The 20333-nt window shown below is 71.4% G+C and carries 14 protein-coding genes and 1 tRNA gene; 6 read left to right on the top strand and 9 right to left on the bottom strand.

Translation table 11 applies throughout. The features are described 5' to 3' along the window. Nucleotides 1-58 precede the first annotated feature (58 nt). Nucleotides 59-1132, bottom strand: a complete 1074-nt coding sequence (locus G4X40_RS18475) for an isocitrate/isopropylmalate dehydrogenase family protein (RefSeq protein ID WP_277834633.1) — start codon at nucleotides 1130-1132, stop codon at nucleotides 59-61. 130 nt (nucleotides 1133-1262) lie between these two features. On the opposite strand from G4X40_RS18475, the gene G4X40_RS18470 reads away from it, so the two are divergent. After that, nucleotides 1263-1832 (top strand): 2'-5' RNA ligase family protein, encoded by a 570-nt coding sequence (locus G4X40_RS18470; protein ID WP_277834631.1) that lies wholly within the window; start codon nucleotides 1263-1265, stop codon nucleotides 1830-1832. On the opposite strand, the gene G4X40_RS18465 is transcribed toward G4X40_RS18470, so the two are convergent. From G4X40_RS18465 to G4X40_RS18455, 3 genes are all read right to left on the bottom strand, one after another. Beyond that, on the bottom strand, nucleotides 1824-2657 hold the full coding sequence (locus tag G4X40_RS18465; protein WP_277834629.1) for a patatin-like phospholipase family protein: 834 nt from the start codon (nucleotides 2655-2657) through the stop codon (nucleotides 1824-1826). The genes G4X40_RS18470 and G4X40_RS18465 overlap by 9 nt on opposite strands. A gap of 41 nt (nucleotides 2658-2698) precedes the next feature. Further along, a complete protein-coding gene (gene polA, locus G4X40_RS18460) occupies nucleotides 2699-5479 on the bottom strand; it encodes a DNA polymerase I (RefSeq protein WP_277834627.1) in 2781 nt (926 codons plus the stop codon). 69 nt (nucleotides 5480-5548) lie between these two features. Further along, complete coding sequence (locus G4X40_RS18455; protein WP_277834625.1) at nucleotides 5549-6157, bottom strand: ANTAR domain-containing response regulator; 609 nt, start codon at nucleotides 6155-6157, stop codon at nucleotides 5549-5551. 121 nt (nucleotides 6158-6278) lie between these two features. Between G4X40_RS18455 and G4X40_RS18450 the strand changes: the two genes are divergently transcribed. The 4 genes from G4X40_RS18450 to G4X40_RS18435 all read left to right on the top strand — a co-directional run bounded on the left by G4X40_RS18450 (nucleotide 6279) and on the right by G4X40_RS18435 (nucleotide 9283). Continuing rightward, nucleotides 6279-6355 (top strand) — tRNA-Leu (locus G4X40_RS18450). A gap of 51 nt (nucleotides 6356-6406) precedes the next feature. Further along, nucleotides 6407-6838 carry a hypothetical protein gene (locus G4X40_RS18445; protein ID WP_277834624.1) on the top strand — a complete coding sequence of 144 codons (432 nt, stop codon included), beginning with the start codon at nucleotides 6407-6409 and terminating at the stop codon, nucleotides 6836-6838. An 80-nt stretch (nucleotides 6839-6918) separates the two neighbouring features. Further along, nucleotides 6919-8694 (top strand): DUF2339 domain-containing protein, encoded by a 1776-nt coding sequence (locus tag G4X40_RS18440; RefSeq protein WP_277834622.1) that lies wholly within the window; start codon nucleotides 6919-6921, stop codon nucleotides 8692-8694. A 109-nt stretch (nucleotides 8695-8803) separates the two neighbouring features. Then, complete coding sequence (locus tag G4X40_RS18435; protein WP_277834620.1) at nucleotides 8804-9283, top strand: nucleoside deaminase; 480 nt, start codon at nucleotides 8804-8806, stop codon at nucleotides 9281-9283. A gap of 21 nt (nucleotides 9284-9304) precedes the next feature. Here the strand turns inward: G4X40_RS18435 and G4X40_RS18430 are convergent, their stop codons facing one another. Further along, nucleotides 9305-10264 carry a COX15/CtaA family protein gene (locus G4X40_RS18430; RefSeq protein WP_277834618.1) on the bottom strand — a complete coding sequence of 320 codons (960 nt, stop codon included), beginning with the start codon at nucleotides 10262-10264 and terminating at the stop codon, nucleotides 9305-9307. A 156-nt stretch (nucleotides 10265-10420) separates the two neighbouring features. Between G4X40_RS18430 and G4X40_RS18425 the strand changes: the two genes are divergently transcribed. Next, nucleotides 10421-11668, top strand: a complete 1248-nt coding sequence (locus tag G4X40_RS18425) for an ArsB/NhaD family transporter (RefSeq protein WP_277834616.1) — start codon at nucleotides 10421-10423, stop codon at nucleotides 11666-11668. A 1-nt stretch (nucleotide 11669) separates the two neighbouring features. On the opposite strand, the gene G4X40_RS18420 is transcribed toward G4X40_RS18425, so the two are convergent. From G4X40_RS18420 to gltB, 4 genes are all read right to left on the bottom strand, one after another. Beyond that, nucleotides 11670-12578 (bottom strand): acyl-CoA thioesterase, encoded by a 909-nt coding sequence (locus tag G4X40_RS18420; protein WP_277834719.1) that lies wholly within the window; start codon nucleotides 12576-12578, stop codon nucleotides 11670-11672. 12 nt (nucleotides 12579-12590) lie between these two features. Continuing rightward, nucleotides 12591-14009 carry a pyruvate kinase gene (gene pyk / locus G4X40_RS18415; RefSeq protein ID WP_277834614.1) on the bottom strand — a complete coding sequence of 473 codons (1419 nt, stop codon included), beginning with the start codon at nucleotides 14007-14009 and terminating at the stop codon, nucleotides 12591-12593. Between the two features lie 85 nt (nucleotides 14010-14094). Beyond that, nucleotides 14095-15600 carry a glutamate synthase subunit beta gene (locus G4X40_RS18410; protein WP_277834612.1) on the bottom strand — a complete coding sequence of 502 codons (1506 nt, stop codon included), beginning with the start codon at nucleotides 15598-15600 and terminating at the stop codon, nucleotides 14095-14097. Then, nucleotides 15593-20200: a glutamate synthase large subunit gene (gene gltB, locus G4X40_RS18405; RefSeq protein ID WP_277834610.1), complete on the bottom strand. Its 4608-nt coding sequence runs from the start codon at nucleotides 20198-20200 to the stop codon at nucleotides 15593-15595. The genes G4X40_RS18410 and gltB overlap by 8 nt, the downstream gene beginning before the upstream one ends. Between the last annotated feature and the right edge of the window lie 133 nt (nucleotides 20201-20333).

The raw sequence follows: 20333 nt of genomic DNA, 5'->3' as shown, positions 1-20333 counted from the left end.
GTCCGCACCGGCGCCTCGTGCAAGATCCCTGCTCAGCGCCCCGGCTCGACGCCGGGACTCAGCGGCGCGCGACCCGGGCGGTGACCATCTCGGTGAACTGGCTCGTCGATGCGAGCCCGCCCAGATCCGCGGTGGCCACGCCGGATTCGGTGGTGGTGCGCACCGCGCGGGTGATGCGGCGCGCGGCGTCCGCCAGGGTCGGGTCGCCGCGGAACTCGCCGAGCCGGTACAACAGCATAGCCGCGGACAGGATCATCGCGGTCGGGTTGGCACGGTTGTGCCCGGCGATGTCCGGGGCAGCGCCGTGCGCGGCCTGCGCCATCGCCTTGGTCTGCGAGGCGTTGAGCGACGGGGCCGTGCCGAGCGACCCGGACAGCTCCCCCGCCAGATCGGAGAGGATGTCGCCGAACATGTTCTCGGTGACGACGACGTCGAAGTCGCCGCCGCGGCGGACCAGGTGCGCGGCCATCGCGTCGACGTGCTGGTCGTCGAGGGTGACGTCGGGATGGTCGCGGCCGATCTCGCGGGCCACGTCCAGGTACATGCCGGTGGTCAGCGACAGCACGTTCGCCTTGTGCACGACGGTGACGCGGCGGCGACGCCGGCGGGCCAGGTCGAACGCGACGCGCACGATCCGCTCGCAAGCCCGCCGGGTGACCACGGCGACCGCCATCGCCACGTCGGGGGTCGGCATGAATTCGCCACTGCCCGTGTACATGTTGCGGTCCGCGTAGAACCCCTCGGTGTTCTCCCGCACGATCACCAGGTCCATGTCGGGCACGGTCGCCCGCACTCCCGGCAGCACGGTCGCGGGGCGGATGTTCGCGAACAGGTCGAACCGGTGACGGATCAGCCCGCCGGGCGGGAGCGCGGCGCGGTGGGCCTCCGGATAGGACGCGTTGTCGTGCGGGCCGAGGATCCAGCCGGGCAGCCGTTCCAGTGCGGCGAGGGTCGGCTCGGGGACGGCGGCGCCGAACTCGGCGATCGCGTCGGCGCCGAGCGGCAGCCTCACCCACTCGACGGGTGCCGCGCCCGCGGCCGCCAGCGCGGATTCCACGACCCGTGCCGCGGCGGGGACCACCTCACGCCCGATGCCGTCGCCCTCGAGCAGGCCCAGCTGCAATGTCGTCACGGGGTCATCATCTCGCACGAGTCCGGCGGCGGGGCCGATGTCGCGCGCGAGGCCCGGCAGCACGGGAGAATGAGGCAAGGCGGTTCGCTCCGAGACGGGGCGCGGCGGCGGCAGGCGGCGGGAGCGGGTGATGGTGCAGTCGGTGGAGTTGCTGCTCGACCAGGAGACGGAATCCGCGGTGCGGACCCAGTGGCTGCGGTTGCGCGAATCCGGCGAACTGCACGGCGGGGTGCCCGATCCGGACAGGCATCGCCCGCACATCACGCTCGCGGTGGCCGACGAGGTGTTCCCCCGCATCGAGAAGCAGCTGGCCCGGCCGGGCTGGTTCGAGCCGGTCACCGTGCGCCTCGGCGGGCTGGTGGTGTTCCCAGGCCGACGCAGCGTGCTGGCCAGGCTGGTCGTGCCGTCCGTGGAACTACTCGAGTTGCAGGAGCGCGTGTTCGCGATGATGCGCCCCTGCCCGGGCAGCGCGTCGCACACCGCACCGGGCACGTGGACGCCGCACGTGACGTTGGCGCGGCGACTGTTCCCCGATCAGGTCGGCGGCGCGGTCCGCGTGCTCGAGCGGATCCGCGACCGCACCGGCAGCGGTGTCGCGGTGCGCCGCTGGGACGGCGGAGCCCACACCGCCTGGGCGGTCGGCGATACCACCGATCCGGGTCCTGGGAGCCGGGACTGCGGGGGCCCGGACTCAGAGTGACAGGCCGATACCGACGCGGAACGCCTCGACCCTTCCCTGCGCCCGCCCGGCCTTCGCCGCGGGGATGCGGGTCGCCGGATCCAGTGGATTGGTGCCGAAGGCCACCTGGGACGCCTCGTCCGGCACGACCACCGCGGAGCGGGCGGCCACGCCCAGTTCGGCGAGCTCCGCTTCCAGTCCCGGACCGACCGTCGAGTCGACCATCGGTGCGATGACCAGCACCTCCGAGCAGCCGCGGGCGAGGGTGGCGTTGGTCGGCGAGGCGATGCCGCCGTCGATGTAACGACGCCCGCCGACCGTGGCCGGCGGCCATACGCCGGGGACCGCGCAGCTCGCGGCCACCGCGTCGGCCAGCGGCACACCGGAATCACGGGTCCAGGTGCAGAACTCACCGGTCATCGCGTGCACACCGGTGATGACCAGATCGCGGTCGGGCCACTCCCTCGACGGCAGACGGGCTTCGATGATGCTCATCCGCTCGGCCTCGGTGACGGTCTTCGCCGCCAGCGCCGCGGTGCCGATCCGCCGCAGTGCCTCGGTGGGGTCGAGGGATTCGGCCTGCAGGGTGGCAAGCATCTCGACCAGCTTGTCGACGTCGAAGTCGACGGACCGCTCCGCCGTGGTCGCGGCGAGTTGCGCCTCGAAGAGTTCCTCGATCGGCACCCCACTGGTGACCTGCGCGCCGACCACGGAACCGGCGGACGTGCCGACCACGCGGTCCGCGTCGAGCACCGAGACACCCGCGTCGGCGAGCCCGAGGATCACGCCCAGTTCCCAGGCGATCCCGGCGACACCTCCACCGCCCAGCACCAGTCCCAGCGACATCCGCAACTCCTTCGTCCGTGCACTCTCAGTTCGCGGCAGTCTCAGTGTGCGGCCGCATCCCACGATCGCCCGACGCCGACCGAGACGTCCAACGGTACGGAAAGCTCGATCGCCGTGGCCATCTGCGTCCGCACCAGATCCTCGACCCGCACGCGCTCGGATTCGACGACCTCGAGCAGCAACTCGTCGTGCACCTGCAGCAGCATGCGCGAGCGTAGCCCCTCGGCGGTCAGCGCGTTCTGGACGTTGATCATCGCCACCTTGATGATGTCCGCGGCGGTGCCCTGGATCGGCGCGTTCAAGGCGGCCCGCTCGGCGACCTCGCGGCGCTGACGGTTGTCGCTGTTGAGGTCCGGCAGGTAGCGGCGCCGGCCGAACAGGGTGGCGGTGTAGCCGTCCTTGCGGGCCTGCTCGACCACCTGGTGCAGGTAGTCGCGCACGCCGCCGAACCGGGCGAAGTACGCGTCCATCTGCTCGCGCGCCTCCTCGGTGGAGATCTTCAACTGCGAGGCGAGGCCGTAGGCGCTCAGCCCGTAGGCGAGGCCGTATGACATGGCCTTCACACGCCGGCGCAGGTCGGCGGTCACCTCGTCGATCGGCACCCCGAAGGCGCGGGACGCGACGAAGTTGTGCAGGTCCTCGCCGGTGTTGAACGCCTCGATCAGGCCCTCGTCGCCGGACAGGTGCGCCATGATCCGCATCTCGATCTGGCTGTAGTCGGCGGTGAGCAGCGTGTCGTAGCCCTCGCCGACCGCCCCCTTGCTGACGACCCCCTCGCCGACCGCCCCCTTGCCGACGACAAAGCCCTGCCGGATCTGCCGGCCCGCCTCGGTGCGCACGGGGATGTTCTGCAGGTTCGGTTCGGTCGAGGACAGCCGGCCGGTGGCGGCGACGGTCTGGTTGAAAGTGGTGTGGATGCGTCCGTCCTCGGCGACCGACTTGAGCAGCCCGTCGACGGTCACCTTGAGCCGGGTGGCGTCCCGGTGCGCGAGCAGGTGCTCGAGGAACGGGTGCTCGGTCTTCTCGAACAGGGTCTGCAACGCATCGGCGTCGGTGGTGTAGCCGGTCTTGGTGCGCTTGGTCTTCGGCATGCCCAGCTCGTCGAACAGCACCACCTGAAGCTGCTTCGGCGAACCCAGATTGATCTGCTTGCCGATGACCGCGTACGCGGCCTCCGCCGCATCGTGCACCTGGGCGGCGAAACCGGACTGCAGATCGTGCAGGTGATCGAGATCAACTGCGATACCGGCCGATTCGAGCCGGGCGAGCACCCCCAGCAGCGGCAGTTCCAGGTCGCTGAGCAGCGTCGACTCCTCGATCGCAGCCAGTTCGTCGTCAAGCGCGGTGGCCAGGTCCAGCACCGCCTGGGCGCGGACGATCTCCGCCTCGGCCTGCTTCTCCTCGCCGTCGTCCGCGTCGAGCAGCGAGAGCTGACCGTCGCCCGACTCCTCCGCCCGCAGCTCCCGGTGCAGGTAGCGCAGCGACAGGTCGTCCAGGTTGAAGGTGCGCTGGCCCGGCCGGACCAGGTAGGCGGCGAGCGCGGTGTCGCTGGTGACGCCGGCCAGGGTCATGCCGCGGCCGCGCAACGCGTGGATCGCCCACTTGCTGTCGTGCAATGCCTTCGGCTGCGCCGGGTCGGCGAGCCACTGCGCAAGTGCCGCTTCGTCTTCCGAGGTCATCGCGGCGGTGTCCAGGTAGCCGCCCTCGCCGTCGGACGCGGCGATGGCGATCGCGGTGGCGTCGCTGCCGTACACCGCGCGCGGACCGACCACCGACAGCCCGTGCCGTGCGCCGGTGCGGGCGTGCTCGGACAGCCAGTCCGCGACCGTGCCCGGAGCGAGCGCGCCGCCACGCACGTCGAAGCCCTGCTCGGCCTCCGGCTCGGCGGATTGGAGGGTCGCGAAGAGCCTGTCGCGCAACACCTTGAACTCGAGTTCGTCGAACAGCGCGTGGATCTTCTCGCGGTCCCACGGCGCCAGCTCGAGCTGGTCGGGCGTGTAGGGCAGCGGGACGTCCTTGACCATCTCGGTCAGCTGCCGATTGAGCAGCACACCCGACAGGTGGGCACGCAGGTTGTCGCCGACCTTGCCGCGCACCTTGTCGACGTTCTCGACCAGCCCGTCGAGGTTGCCGTACTCGCGAATCCACTTGGCGGCGGTCTTCTCCCCCACACCGGGGATGCCGGGCAGGTTGTCGGACGGGTCGCCGCGCAGGGCCGCGTAGTCGGGGTACTGGGTGGGCGTCAGACCGTACTTCTCCTCGACCGCGACCGGGGTGAACCGGGTCAGGTCCGACACGCCCTTGCGGGGGTAGAGCACGGTGACGTCGTCGGAGACCAGTTGCAGCGAGTCGCGGTCGCCGGTGCAGACCAGCACCCGGTAGCCCAGCGCGACCGCCTGCGTGGTGAGCGTGGCGATGATGTCGTCGGCCTCGAAGCCCTCCTCGGCCATCACCGGGATCCCCATGGCCGCCAGGACATCCTTGGTGATGTCGACCTGCCCCTTGAACTCGTCCGGGGTCTTGGCGCGGTTCGCCTTGTAATCCGGGAAGGCCTCGGCCCGGAAGGTCTGGCGGGACACATCGAACGCAGCCGCGAGGTGAGTGGGCTGCTCGTCGCGCAGCAGGTTGATGAGCATCGAGGTAAACCCGAAGACCGCGTTGGTGGACTGGCCGGAGGTGGTCTTGAAGTTGTCCGCGGGGATCGCGAAGAACGCGCGGTAGGCCAGCGAGTGGCCGTCGAGCAGCAACAGCAGCGGGCGCTCCTCGCCGCCCGCGGGTGCGGTGGTGGCGGACGGGCCGGGTCGGGTCTTCTGAGGGCTCACCCGACCGAGTCTAGGGAGCGCCCCCGACAGGTCGACCCGAACGGTGCGCCGAGGCGCGCCGGGCGCAGTTCAGCCGGGCTCGTCGGTCTTCGCGAGCGAGTCGAGGATCGTCTGCGCGATGGCCTTCATCGTGGTGCGCCGATCCATCGCCAGGCGCTGGATCGAACCGAACGCCTCCGGCTCGGTCATGCCGTCGGCCGCCATCAGCACGCTCTTGGCCCGGTCGATGAGCTTGCGGGTGTCCAGGCGGTCCGAGAGCGTCTCGACCTCACGCTCGAGCGCGGACAGTTCCGAGAAGCGGCTGGTGGCCAACTCCACCGCCGGCACCAGGTCCGACTTCGTGAACGGCTTGACCAGGTAGGCCATCGCCCCGGCGTCGCGGGCACGTTCGACGAGTTCGCGTTGACTGAAGGCGGTCAGGATGACCACCGGCGCGATCCGGCGCGAGGCGATCTCCGAGGCCGCGTCGATGCCGTCGCGGCGCGGCATCTTCACGTCCATGATCACCAACTCGGGCCGCAGCTTCTCGGCGAGCTCGACGGCTTCCTGGCCGTCGGCGGCCTCGCCGACGACGTCATAGCCCTCTTCGCGGAGCATCTCGACCAGATCCAGCCGGATCAACGCCTCGTCCTCGGCGACGAGCACCCGCTTGGGCGGGCGTGCGGAGGACGGGTCCATGGTCGACATTCTCCTATAATCAGCTCCGAAGATGACCGGTCGGCCACCTAAAGGGTATCCGGTGCGACACCCGCCGTCGTGATCTTCTACAGTGGACACCTGCACTGACAACTGCAAACTCGCCCTCGTAGCCCAATTGGCAGAGGCAACGGATTCAAAACCCGTCCAGTGTGAGTTCGAGTCTCACCGAGGGCACCAGATTCACGCGATGAGCCCGCCGGCTCCGTCGTCGGGCGCGATGATCGATTCATGCGACGAACCACTTCTGTCACCGTCCGCGCGGCGTCGGCGCTGCTGACCGTCGCAGCCGCAACTGCGGTCTGCGCCGCCCCGGCGGCGGCGACCGCGCTGTCCGACACCCCCGGCCGCGCGCCTGCGTTGATGAACGAGTGCGGCATGGGGCCACTCGCGACCGAGCCCGCCGAGGTGATGTTGACCTGTGCCGACGCCAACGACTACGTCGACGGCATCGTCTGGGGGCTGTGGAGCGCCGACCGCGCGGTCGGGCTCGGCACCGAGCACTACAACCAGTGCGAACCCAACTGCGCCGCCGGGACGTGGGCGAGCCGGCCGGCCCTGATCTACCTCGACCGGCCCGCGCCCGTCCCGAACACGCCGGACGCGCGCTTCTCCCACTCGGTCGTCGCGACAATCGACGGGCTGACGTCGTACCGGCCGTAGGTCGCGCACCGGTGCAGCGGATTTCGCGATCGGCGCCCGCCGGCCCGCGCTCGAACGACAGATAGGCCAGACTGTCCGGCATGACAACGCCGCAGGGCCCGGAACCGACGGTCGCGGACGTCACCGCCGAGCTCGACGTCATCGCGGCACGGCTGGCGGCGATGACCGAGCAGGTGGCGGCGCTGCGCGGGGCGCTTCCACCGGCGCCCTACGGGTACGCAGCCGCACCGGGGTATCCGACAGTGCTGCAACAGTTCCCCGCTCCCCCGGCGTCGCCGCGCCCGACACTCGGCGAGCGGATCGCGGCGGCATCCGAGCGCGGGCTGGTCGGCCGGGCGCTCGCCGCAGCCGGTGTGGCGATCACGCTCATCGGGATCGTGCTGCTGCTGGTCCTCGCCGCCGAGGCGGGCCTGCTGGGCCCGCAACTGCGCGTGGCCGGCGGCGCGCTCCTCGCCGCCGCGCTGTATGCCCTGGGCGTCCGCCTCGGCCGCGACCCGGGCAGGCGGGCCGGGGCGCGAGCACTGGTCGCCACCGGCGTCGCGGCCGCACTGTTGGGCGTGCTCGCGGCCACCGCCGTCTACGACTGGCTGCCCGCCGTGGTCGGTCTGATCCTCGCCGCGGCCGTCGCCGCCGTCGGTCTGCTCGTCGCCGCCCGCTGGGACAGTCAGCCGCTCGCGGTGACGGTGGGCGCCGGGCTGCTCGTCCTCGCGCCCTTCGTCAACGGCGGTGTCGACGCGTTGCTCGTCGGGTTCGTCCTCGTGTACGCGGCGGCGACCGTCCCCCTCCAACTGGGTCGCGACTGGACCGCGCTGTACGCGGTCAACACCGCGGCGGCCACGCTGCCGCTGCTGTACGCCGTCGACGACGACGGCGCCACGTCCGCGGTTCTGACGGCACTGCTCGCCGTCAACGTGGCCATCGCGCTGGGTTCGGCGCTGTTGCTGCTGCGCACCAGTACCCGACCGGTCCTACTCGCACTCGTCTCCTCGCTGGCGGCACTCCCGCTGGCGCATTCGGACCTGACGGGCGACTGGCTCGCAGTCGTCCTGCTCGGCGCAGTCACCGCACTGTTCTTCGCCCTGACGACGGGCGCACGGCTGGCGGGCGTCACCCTCGCGGTGCGATCGACATGGCTGGCGGCCGGAGCGATCGGTCTGCTGGGGGTGATCGCGGGCATCATCGACGGCGACGGCCGAATCCTGGCGTATCTGGCCGTGGCCGTGGCGCTCTCGCTCGTCATGGGGCGGGCCGGCGAGCTCGACGCGACGGTACGTGCCATCGCCACCGGCTGGACGGCTTTGAGCGTGGCGGCGCTGCTCAGCCTGAATCCGCTCGGTCAACTGCTGGACGCCGACGCCCTGCGCGGGCAGGGAAGAGGGTCGCTGCTGATCGCCACCGCACTGGCCGTCGTCGCGATCGCCGCGCTCGCCTGGGGTTGGGTGCGCGTTCGCGGGGTGGCCGAGTCGCTGCCGGTGCTGATCATCGCCGGGCTCACCGGCCTCGGGCTGCTCACCGTGCTGTGTGTGACAGCGGGAGTGCTCGTGACGGGCGGGGGCGACGGCGGCTTCCGCGGCGGTCACCTGACCGCCACCCTCGTGTACGCGGTCGCGGGCGGCGCGGGTCTGCTGTGGGCTCGGCGGCTGCCCGCAGCCGACCGCGGCGCGCTCCTGCTGGTCGGCCTGGCGGTGGTGGCCGGCGCGGTCGCCAAGCTCTTCCTGTTCGACCTGGCCGCCCTCGGCGGCGCGCTCCGGGTGACCGCGTTCCTGGTGACCGGGCTGATCCTGCTCGGCCTCGGCGTCGTCTACGCCCGGAGCCTGGCCACCGACCCCGTAGAGGACTCCCCGGCCACGCGTTGACGGACCTTCCACGCGTGGCCGGAACTGTCCCAGGCCTTCGTTCCGGCGCCTCGGTAAACCATCAGATTTCGATAGTCTTTCGAGCATCCGGAAACAATGGGAGGCCCGCATGGTCGACGCATCCGAGATGGCGTACCTGCGGCGCTGCATCGAGCTCGCCCGCGAGTCCCTCGAAACCGGCGACCAGCCGTTCGGATCGGTGCTGGTGTCGGCCGACGGCGCAGTGCTGGCCGAAGACCGCAACCGCGTCGGCGGTGGCGACCACACCCGCCATCCGGAGTTCACCCTGGCGCGTTGGGCCGCCGCGAATGTCGAACCCGACCTGCGCGCCGGCTGCACCGTCTACACCTCGGGCGAGCACTGCCCCATGTGCTCGGCCGCGCATGCCTGGGTGGGACTGGGTCGCATCGTCTATGTGGCGTCGGCCGAGCAGCACGCGCAGTGGCTACGAGACTGGGGCGTCCCCCCGGCGCCGGTCGCGGTGCTCCCCATCGAGCAGGTCGCGCCCGGGATCACGGTGGACGGCCCGGTGCCGGAACTCGTCGACGAGATCCGTGAACTGCACCGGCGGCTGCACAGCGGCAACTGAGCCGGCTGACCCCGGACGACGCTACTTCGCGACGGCCGGGGTGGCCGAGCCGGCGACCGCGGCGGGCGCTTCGAACGTGCGCACCTTGTCCGGCGCGTCGAGCAGCACCCGCAGCGCACCGACCCAGACCAGCGCGGCACCCAGCAGGTGCAGCGCGACCACCAGCTCGGGCAGGCCGGTCAGGCTCTGCACCAGGCCGATCAGCCCCTGGGCGAAGAAGACCACCAGGAAGATCACCGTGCGGAAACGGGCGGTGCGGTCGGCCGGGGACAGTGAGCGCAGCAACGCCACCGCGAGGGCGAACACGGCGACCGCGAGCACACCGTGCACCCAGGTCACCGCGGTCCAGCTGATCGGGATCCGGTACACGTCGCGGCTGTCGCCGGCGTGCGGTCCGGCGCCGGAGACCACGGTCCCGACCACCACCAGCAGCGCGGTCACGCCGACCAACCAGCGGGCCAGCTGGTGCGAGCGGGCCGAGACGACCGGCGGCGGACCGTCCTGCTCGACCCGCACCCGGTGCCAGGTCCAGGTGGCAGCGGTGATCAGCAGCGTGGCGGCGACGAAGTGCGCGGCGACGATGTACGGGTTCAGCCCGGTGAGCACGGTGATGCCGCCGACGACGGCGTTGAGCACGACCATCCAGAACTGCAGCCAGCCGAGCCGGGTGACCGCACGGTTCCACGGCTTCTGCAGGCGGGCGGCGATGATCACCGCGCCGACCGCGGCGCACAGCACCCAGGTGAGCATGCGGTTGGTGAACTCGATCGCGCCGTGGATGCCCATCGCCTCGGTGGCGACGACGGAGTCACCGGTACAGGCGGGCCACGTAGGGCAGCCCAGGCCGGAGCCGGTGACCCGGACGATGCCGCCGGTGATCACGAGCACCACGCTCATCAGCAGCGCGGCGGAAGTGGCCCACCGCAGGCCCCGCCTTCCGACGGTGAAGCGTGCGGCCAGGAACTCAAAGGGTGTCGTCATCGCGGACCTCTCGCAGGATCGCATCCCAGGTTATCGGTCCGGCGCCGCGGCGACCCTGCCGGAACCCGATCCGTCTGCGGTATGTGCCGCATATCACCGGTACGGCAACGGCCCCGGAACGCCGTGCCCCACCGACCGCACTGGGATCATGTGTCGGTGACCGCGCTGGCAGTACTCCTCGTGCTCGGCGTGCTGGCGTTCGCCATCATCCGGCCCCGGGGACTTCCCGAGTGTGTCGCCGCGCTGCCGGCGGCGGTGCTCGCGATCTACGCCGGTCTGGTGACGCCCGTGCAGGCGCGACTGGCGGTCGCCGACATGCTGCCGACCGTCGGGTTCCTCGCGGCGGTGCTGGCGCTGGCGCACCTCGCGGACGCCCTCGGCGTGTTCCGCTGGCTGGCGAGCGTGCTGGGCCGCTCCTCGCGACGGGACGGCCACCGGCTGCTCACGTTCGTCTTCGTCGCCGGGGCGGTGACCACCGCGGCGCTGAGCCTCGACGCCACGGTGGTGCTGTTGACGCCGGCCCTGCTGGCGACCGCCCGCCAGGAGGGCCTGGTCGCCCGGCCGTACAGCTACGCCTCGGTGCACCTGTCGAACAGTGCCTCACTGCTGATGCCGGTGTCGAACCTGACCAACCTGCTCGCGTTCTCTGCGGTCGGGGTGAGCTTCCTGCACTTCACCGCGCTGATGGCGCTGCCGTGGCTGGTCGCGGTCGTGGTGGAACTGCTGGTGTTCCGGTGGTTCTTCGCTCGCGACCTGGACCGGCCCGGCCACGACGACACGGTCGCGCCCGTCCCCGCCCCGCGGGTGGCGCTGACGATCCTCGGCCTGACGTTGGCGGGCTTCGCGGTGTCGGGGTTCGCGGGGATCGAGCCGGTGTGGGTCGCCGGGGCCGGAGCGGTCGCGCTCGCGGTGCCGGCGCTCGCGCGGCGGCGCACCCGGGTCCGGCGGATCGTGCGGGAGACGACGCCGGAGTTCCTGCTGTTCGTGCTCGCGCTCGGGGTGGTCGTTGCCGGCATCAGCCACGGACCGCTGGGCCGGCTGCTCGCCGACCACCTGCCGTCCGGGACCGGGTTCGTCGACCTGTTGATCGTCGCCGTCGGCGCCGCGGTGCTGGCCAACGTCGTCAACAACCTGCCCGCGATCATGATGCTCACCGCTGCGCTGGGCGCCGCCGCGCCGTCGGGTGCGGCCACCACGGGGCTGGTGCTGGCCGCGCTGATCGGCGTCAACATCGGCCCGAATCTGACCTACGTCGGCTCGCTCGCGACCATGCTGTGGCGCCGCGTCGTCGCGGCCCGCGGCGAACCCGCCCGCTTGTCGACGTTCACCCGCCTCGGACTGCTCACCACCCCGGCGGCGCTCCTCGCGGCGACCGCCGCGCTGTGGCTGGCGCTGCAGATCTGACCTACTTCTTGCGCGGGGGGAAGTGCCGGACCAGTCCCTCCTGGACCACCGTCGCCAGCAGCTCGCCGTCGCGGGAGAAGAAGCGGCCGGTCGCCAGCCCGCGCGAGCCCGCCGCCACCGGCGACTCGGTCGCGTACAGCACCCAGTCGTCGAACCGGAACGGGCGGTGGAACCACATCGAGTGGTTGACGGTGGCCGCGACGATCCGGTCCAGGCCCCAGGACAGTCCGTGGGTGGTCAGGATCGAGTCCAGCACGGTCGAATCCGACGCGTACCCCATCGCCGCCACGTGCAGCAGCGGTTCGTCGGGCAATACCCCGTCGGCGCGCATCCACACCCGGTTGTGATTGAGCCGCTCCCCGGTGCCCTTCATGATCCAGGCCGGATCGTTCGCGTACCGGATGTCGATCGGATGCAGCGCGTCGACGAACCAGTGGAGCGGGTCCTCGAACCCGTGCAGCCGCTCGCCCAGCGACGGCAGCTCCTCCGGGTACGGCGTCTCGGGCACCTCCACGCTGTGCTCGAGACCGGCCGCATAGTCCTGGAACGCGATCAGCATCGAGAAGATCACCGCGCCGTCCTGCATGGCGGTGACCTGCCGGTTCGCGAACGCGCGGCCGTCGCGGTGGCGCTGCACGTGGTAGTCCAGCGGCGCCTTGGTGTCGCCTCCGCGGATGAAGTGCGCGTTCAGCGCATGGATCGGCCGCTCCCCGGGCACGGTGCGCCCCGCCGCGACGATCGCCTGCGCTACCAGTTGCCCGCCGTACGTGCGGCTGCCGTTCTGCTCGGGGTGCATGCCGCGGAACGTGTCGTCCCCGATCTGTTCGAGGTCGAGCAGCCCGAGCAACTGCTCCAGGTCGGTCGGGCCGTCGGTCGCCCCGCCGCCCACCAGCGCCTGGTCGCTCTCCATACCGGCAGTCACCTAGTGGTCCTCTTCGCCGATCCGGTGCACGTGCACGAGATTGGTGGATCCTACGGTGTGCGGCGGGGAGCCGGCCACGATGACGACCAGGTCGCCGCGCTTGTAGCGCCCCAGCTCGAGCAACGCGTGGTCCACCTGGTGGACCATCTCGTCGGTGGACCGGACCCGGTCCACCAGGAAGGTCTCGGTGCCCCAGGTCAACGTCAGCTGGTTGCGGACCTCCGGCAGCGGGGTGAACGCGAGCAGCGGCAGCGGGGTGTGCAGGCGGGCCAGCCGGCGGACCGTGTCGCCGGACTGGGTGAACGCCACCAGAGCCTTCGCGCCGAGCCGCTCGCCGATGTCGCGGGCGGCGTAGGAGATCACACCGCGCTTGGTGCGGGGCACGTGCGTCAGGGGCGGCACGTGCACCGACTCGCGTTCGACAGCGGTGACGATCCGGCTCATCGTCTGGACCGTCTCCATCACGTACTTGCCGACCGACGTCTCACCGGACAGCATCACCGCGTCGGCGCCGTCGAGCACCGCGTTGGCCACGTCGGACGCCTCCGCGCGGGTCGGGCGCGCGTTCTCGATCATCGAGTCGAGCATCTGGGTGGCGACGATGACCGGCTTGGCGTTCTCGCGGGCGATCTGGATGGCCCGCTTCTGCACCAGCGGCACCTCCTCGAGCGGCAACTCGACACCGAGATCGCCGCGGGCCACCATGACCGCGTCGAAGGCCAGCACGATGGCCTCGAGGTTCTCGATGGCCTCCGGCTTCTCCAGCTTGGCGATCACCGGGACCCGCCGCTCGACGCGGTCCATCACGTCGTGCACCAACTCGACATCCGACGGGGAGCGGACGAAGGACAGCGCGATGAAGTCGACGCCGAGGCGCAGCGCGAACTCCAGGTCGGCGATGTCCTTGTCCGACAGCGCCGGCACCGACACGTTCATGCCCGGCAGCGAGACGCCCTTGTTGTTGGAGACCGGCCCGCCCTCGACGACGTTGCAGATCACGTCGGGCCCGTCGACCTCCGCCACGACCAGCCCGACCTTGCCGTCGTCCACCAGCAGGCGGTCACCGGGGCGCGCGTCCTCGGCGAGCTGCTTGTACGTGGTCGAGACGCGGTCGTGGGTGCCCGCGCAGTCGTCGACGGTGATGGTGACCTGGTCGCCGGTCGCCCACACCGTGGAGCCCTCGGCGAAGCGTCCCAGCCGGATCTTCGGTCCCTGCAGGTCGGCAAGGATGCCGACGGACTTGCCTGTCGCCTCGGCGGCCGCCCGCACCCGCCGGTAGTTCTCCTCGTGGTCCGAGTGGTCGCCGTGGCTGAAGTTCAGCCGCGCCACGTCCATTCCGGATTCGACGAGCTCGCGCACGCGCGCATCGCTCGCCGTCGCAGGGCCAAGAGTGCAGACAATCTTCGCGCGTCGGGTCACCTCAGCGAGCCTAGTCGCACCCGTCGGGAACTTCTCACTCGATCCAGAGGCCCCGACCCGGTTCGCCGCGGGGTATACCGACCGTTCATCGCGCCGTCAGCGGAAGGCAATCCGGGGTGACGGGGGCGGGCAGATCGGAGTCGCCCGCGAGGTACTCGTCAACCGCGCGGGCGGCGGCGCGCCCCTCCGCGATCGCCCAGACCACCAGCGAGGCACCGCGGTGCGCGTCGCCGCAGGCGAACACCCCGGGTGCCCCTGCGCCCCAACGCGGATCGCAGTCCAGCACGCCATCTCGGTTCAGTGCCACGCCGATTCCGCCCAGCAGCGGCATGTGCTCGACGCCGGCGAAACCGATGGCCAGCAGCGCCAGGTCGCAGTCGAGCTGCCAGGGCTCACCGGTCTCGGTGACCTCTCGGGCGCCGTCGTCGTCCTTGCGCACCGACACCGGGACCAGTTCGATCGCCCGGAGATGGCCTCGGCGGGGCTCGGCGAGGAAGCGGCGCACCGCGACCGCGTGGCGTCGCACCCCGCCCTCCGCGTGCGCCGGGGTGACCCGCAGGATCAGCGGCCAGGTCGGCCACGGCGTGAGCTGTTCGTCGCGGCGTACCGGCGGCCTCGGGTAGAGGTCCAGTTGGGTCACCGACGCCGCGCCCTGGCGATGCGCGGTGCCCAGGCAGTCCGCCGCCGTGTCACCGCCCCCGATGATCACCACGTGCCGGCCGCGTGCGCTGATCGGGGTCGGACCGTCGCCCTCGCACTCGTGGTTCGACGCGACCAGGTAGGTCATCGCCAGGTGGATCCCGTCGAGGTCGCGGCCGGGCAGGTCGCGGTCGTCGCGGGCCCGCAGCGCACCGACCGCGAGCACCACCGCGTCGAACTGGGCGCGCAGCTGCTCGACCGTCAGGTCGACGCCGACCTCGCATTCGGTCCGGAAATGGGTGCCCTCCGCACGCATCTGTGCCAGCCGTTGGTCGACGACCGCCTTTTCGAGTTTGTACTCGGGGATGCCGTACCGCAGCAGACCCCCGAGCCGGTCGTCACGCTCGTACACGGTCACGTCGTGCCCGGCGCGGGTGAGCTGTTGCGCCGCAGCCAGTCCCGCCGGGCCGGATCCGACGACCGCCACCCGGCGGCCGGTGGAGATCTCCGGGAACTGCGGTTCGATGCCGGCCACGATGGCCAGGTCGGCGATGGTCCGCTCGATCCGCTTGATCGTCACCGATCCGCCCGTGGCGTCCTCGGCGATCGACAGCACGCACGCCGCCTCGCACGGCGCCGGGCAGATCCGTCCGGTCACCTCGGGGAAGTTGTTGGTCGCGTGCAACCGGTCCGCGGCGGCCGGCCAGCGGCCGCGCCGGGCCAGGTCGTTCCACTCGGGGATCAGGTTGCCCAGTGGACAGCCCACGGCCCCGGAGTGGCAGAACGGGATTCCGCAGTCCATGCACCGACCTGCCTGCTCGGAGACCTCCTCGGCGGAACGGCGCGGGTGCTCGCGCACGTACACCTCGCGCCAGTCGGTGATCCGCTCGTCGACCGGGCGGCGTTGCGCCTCACGCTTCGGGGTGGTCAAAAAGCCCTTCGGGTCAGCCATGGGCCGACCCCACGACCACGCTCTGCACATCGCGCCCGTCGGTGCGGGCGTCGTCGACCGCGAGCAGGACCCGCTCGTAGTCCACCGGCATGATCGTCGTGAAGCGCCGCACGGCCGCGGGCCAATCCGTCAGCAATGCTTCGGCCACGGTCGAACCTGTCCGCTCGCGGTGCCGGGAGAGCCGGTCGTGCAGCCACCGGGAGTCCTCGTCGTCGGGCTCGCGCAGCCTCACCAGTTCCGTGTTGACCTGTGTGGCATCGAGATCCAGCACGTACGCGACCCCGCCGGACATCCCCGCCGCCAGGTTGCGGCCGACCGGGCCGAGGATGACGATCCGCCCGCCGGTCATGTATTCGCAGGCGTGATCACCGGTGCCCTCGACGACCGCGACCGCCCCCGAGTTGCGCACCGCGAACCGCTCCCCCGCCCGCCCGCGCAGGAACGCCTCCCCCGACGTCGCCCCGTACAGCACGGTGTTGCCCGCGATCACCTGGTCCTGCGCGCGGAACGGCGCGGCCGGGCCGGGCCGCAGCACCAGCCGCCCGCCCGAGAGCCCCTTGCCCACATAGTCGTTCGCATCGCCGATCAGGTCGAGGGTGATCCCGGGCGGGAGGAACGCGCCGAGCGACTGCCCCGCCGAGCCGGTGAGCTCGACGCGGATCGTCTCGTCCGGCAGCCCGTCGGCGCCGTATCGCCGGGTCACCTCGGCGCCGAGCAGCGTGCCGACCGTGCGGTCGACGTTGCGCACCGGCAGTCGCAGCAGGGCCGGGCGACCGTCGCTGAGCGCACCCTCGGCCAGCGCGATCAGCGTGCGGTCCAGCACCCGGTCGAGCCCGTGCTGCTGGGCGCGGGTCTGCCGGCGGGCCGGCGCGGCACCGGAATCCTGGGGACCGGCAGCACATCCCGACACTGCGAACAGTGGCGACAGGTCCAGCCCGCGGCTCTTCCAATGCGCGATTCCCGGTGCCGTCTCGAGCATCTCGACCTGCCCGACCGCCTCGTCGACGCTGCGGAAGCCCAGCGCCCCGAGTTCCTCGCGCACCCCCTGCGCGAGGAACCGGAAGAAGTCCTCGACGAACTCGGGGCGGCCGGTGAACCGCTTGCGCAACTCCGGGTTCTGGGTGGCGACGCCGACCGGGCAGGTGTCGAGATGGCAGACCCGCATCATGATGCAACCGGAGACGATCAGCGGCGCGGTGGAGAAGCCGAACTCCTCGGCCCCGAGCAGCATCGCCACCAGCACGTCGCGGGGGGTGCGCAGTCCGCCGTCGCACTGCACCGTGATCCGGTCTCGTAACCCGTTGAGCAGCAACGTCTGCTGGGTGTCGGCCAGCCCGATCTCCCAGGGCAGCCCGGCGTGCTTGATCGAGGTGAGCACCGCGGCGCCGGTCCCGCCGTCGTGCCCGGAGATCAGCACCACGTCGGCGTGCGCCTTGGCCACCCCGGCTGCGACGGTGCCGACACCGAGCGAGCTGACCAGCTTGACGTGGATCCGGGCCCGTTCGTTGGCGTTCTTCAGATCGTAGATCAGCTGGGCGAGGTCCTCGATCGAGTAGATGTCGTGGTGCGGCGGCGGCGAGATCAGCCCGACCCCGGCGGTGGACAGCCGCGTCTGCGCTATCCAGGGATACACCTTGTTGCCGGGAAGCTGCCCTCCCTCACCGGGCTTCGCGCCCTGCGCCATCTTGATCTGGATGTCGCTCGCGCTGATCAGGTATTCGCTGGTGACGCCGAAACGGCCGCTGGCCACCTGCTTGATGGCGCTGTTGCGGCGCGGGTCGCCGAGCCTGCGCCGATCCTCGCCGCCCTCACCGGTGTTCGAACGGCCGCCGAGATTGTTCATCGCGATCGCGAGGGTCTCGTGCGCCTCCTGAGAGATCGACCCGTAGCTCATCGCCCCGGTGTTGAATCGGGTCACGATGGTCTCGACCGGTTCGACCTCGCCGATGGGGACCGGCGGGCGCAGGCCGCGGCGGAACCCGAACAGCCCACGCAGCGCGCCGCCCGCCGCGGAGAGCCGGTCGACCTCGCGGCAGTAGCGCTCGAACACCTCGTAGCGCCCGCTCCGGGTGGCGTGTTGCAGCAGGAAGACCGTCTCGGGGGTGAACAGGTGCAGCTCCCCCTCGCGCCGGTACAGGTACTCGCCGCCGTCCTCGAGCCGCCGGTAGGCCAGGTCCGCCGGGTTGTCCAGGAAGGCCCGGCGATGCCGCACCGCGACCTCCTCGGCCAGCACGTCCAACCCCACCCCGCCGAGACGGCTTGTGGTTCCCGGGAAGTACTCGTCGACGACGCCCCGCCCCAGACCGACCGCCTCGAAGACCTGCGCCGCGGTGTAGGCGCCGACCGTGGAGATGCCCATCTTGCTCATCACCTTGAGCACGCCCTTGGTCAGCGCGCCCAGGTAGCGTTGCACAGCCGCATCCGGGTCGATCCCGGTCAGCTCCCGCTCACGGATCAGGTCCTCGACCGACTCGATACCCAGGTACGGGTTGACCGCGGCGGCGCCGTATCCCAGCAGTGCCGCCACGTGGTGCACCTCGCGGGCGTCGCCGCTCTCGACGACCAGCGCGACCTTGGTGCGTTCCTTGGTGCGCACCAGGTGGGTGTGCACGGCGGACACCGCGAGCAGCGACGGGATCGGTGCGCGCACGTGGTCGACGTCGCGGTCCGAGATCACCAGGATGCGCGCGCCGGCGGCGACCGCGGCGCCGGCGGCGGCGCGCAGGTTCTCCAGCGCGTCGGCCAGGCCCTCGCCGCCGCGGTCGACCTCGAACAGGCCCAGCAGCACCCGCGCCGCGAATCCCGGGTGGTCGCCGTCGGCGTTGATGTGCACGAGCCTGGCCAGCTCGTCGTTGTCCAGCACCGGCCGCGGCAGCCGGATCAGCCGGCAGGAGGCCGGGCCGGGCGCCAACAGGTTCTGCTCGGGACCCATCACCCGCGCCATCGAGGTGACGACCTGCTCGCGGATCGCGTCCAGCGGCGGGTTGGTGACCTGGGCGAACAACTGCGCGAAGTAGTCGTAGAGCATCCGGGAGCGCCGCGAGAGCGCGGCGACCGGGGTGTCGGTCCCCATCGAGCCCAGCGGCTCGGCGCCCGAGCGGGCCATCGGGATGAGCAGCATGCGCAGCTCTTCCTCCGTGTAACCGAAGCTCACCTGCTTGCGCACGACCGACTCGTGGCCGTGCTCGGGCCTGGTCCGCCGCGGCAGCCGGTCCAGGTCGAGCAGTCCCGCATGCACCCAGTCCGCGTACGGGTGCGCGGCCGCCAGCGCACCCTTGACCTCGTCGTCGCCCAGGACCCGCCCGGCCACGGTGTCCACCAGGAAGATCCGGCCCGGATCCAGTCGCCCCTTCTCCAGCACCTGGTCCTCGGGCACCGGCAGCACCCCGGTCTCGCTGGCGAGGATCACCCGCCCGTCGGCGGTGCGCCACCATCGCCCCGGCCGCAGCCCGTTGCGGTCCAGCACCGCGCCGACGACGCGCCCGTCGGTGAAGGTGACGCAGGCCGGCCCGTCCCACGCTTCCATCAGCGAGCCGTGGAACTGGTAGAAGGCGCGCCGCCGCGGGTCCATCGCGTCGTCGTTCTCCCACGCCTCCGGGATCATCATCAGCACGGCGTGCGGCAGCGAGCGGCCGGCCAGGTGCAGCAGCTCCAGCGTCTCGTCGAACGAGGCCGAATCGGATGCCTCGGGTGTGCAGATCGGGAAGCACCGGCGCAGGTCACCGGGGATCAGGTCGGTCGCGAGGAGGGTCTCCCGTGCGCGCATCCGGTTGCGGTTGCCGCGCAGCGTGTTGATCTCCCCGTTGTGCGCGATGTACCGGTACGGGTGCGCCAGCGGCCACGACGGGAACGTGTTGGTCGAGAACCTGCTGTGCACCAACGCGATCGCGCTGCGGCAGCGCCGGTCGGTCAGGTCGGGGAAGAACGCCGGCAGCTGCGCGGCGGTGAGCATCCCCTTGTAGACCAGCGTGCGCGCCGACAGCGACGGGAAGTACACGCCGGTGCCCGCCGCCGCCACTTCCGGCCCCAACCGCTCCGCGCGTTTGCGCAGCGGATACACCCGCCGGTCCAGGGCGATGCCCCCGACCGTGCGGTCGTGTGCGTCGGCGACGAACAGTTGGGCCATGTGCGGGCGACAGGCCCGCGCCGACCGCCCCAGCCGGGCGCCGTCCGGGTCGACGGGCACATCCCTCCAACCGAGGACCGCGAGCCCCTCCTGCGCGGCGATCGACCCGACCCGCGCGACGGCCGCCGACCGGGCGGCCGTATCGGCGGGCAGGAAGCAGATGCCGGTGGCGTAGGTGTGTTCGCCGGCGGCGTTCGGCTCCGGCAGCGTGAACTCGGTGACCGCCCGCAGCAGTGGGTCGGGCAGCTGGATCAGGATGCCGGCGCCGTCGCCGCTGGTGGCCTCCGCGCCGGCCGCGCCGCGGTGGCGCAGGTTCTCCAGCGCGGACAGTGCGTCGGCGACGATCCGGTGGGATGCGCAGCCCGCGACATCCACGACGACCGCCACCCCGCAGGCGTCGGATTCGCGTTCGGGATCGTAGAGGCCGCCGGCTCGGGGGAACCCGGAGTAGAGCGGCGAATGGGAATCCGGCACGGCAACACCTCCACGCGACGGCACACACCGGTCGATCGAGGTGTGCACTTGTAGATCCGTCGGGACGACGTTGGCCCGGAGTCGGCACCCGTTGGGGCCGGATGCCGGTCACGGTGATTTTATCAGCGTGCGG

The sequence above is a fragment of the Speluncibacter jeojiensis genome, from assembly GCF_029589495.1.
Taxonomy (GTDB): domain Bacteria; phylum Actinomycetota; class Actinomycetes; order Mycobacteriales; family Mycobacteriaceae; genus Speluncibacter; species Speluncibacter jeojiensis.
Note: the sequence above shows the minus strand (reverse complement) of the source record. Positions and strands in the feature narration are given on the sequence as shown.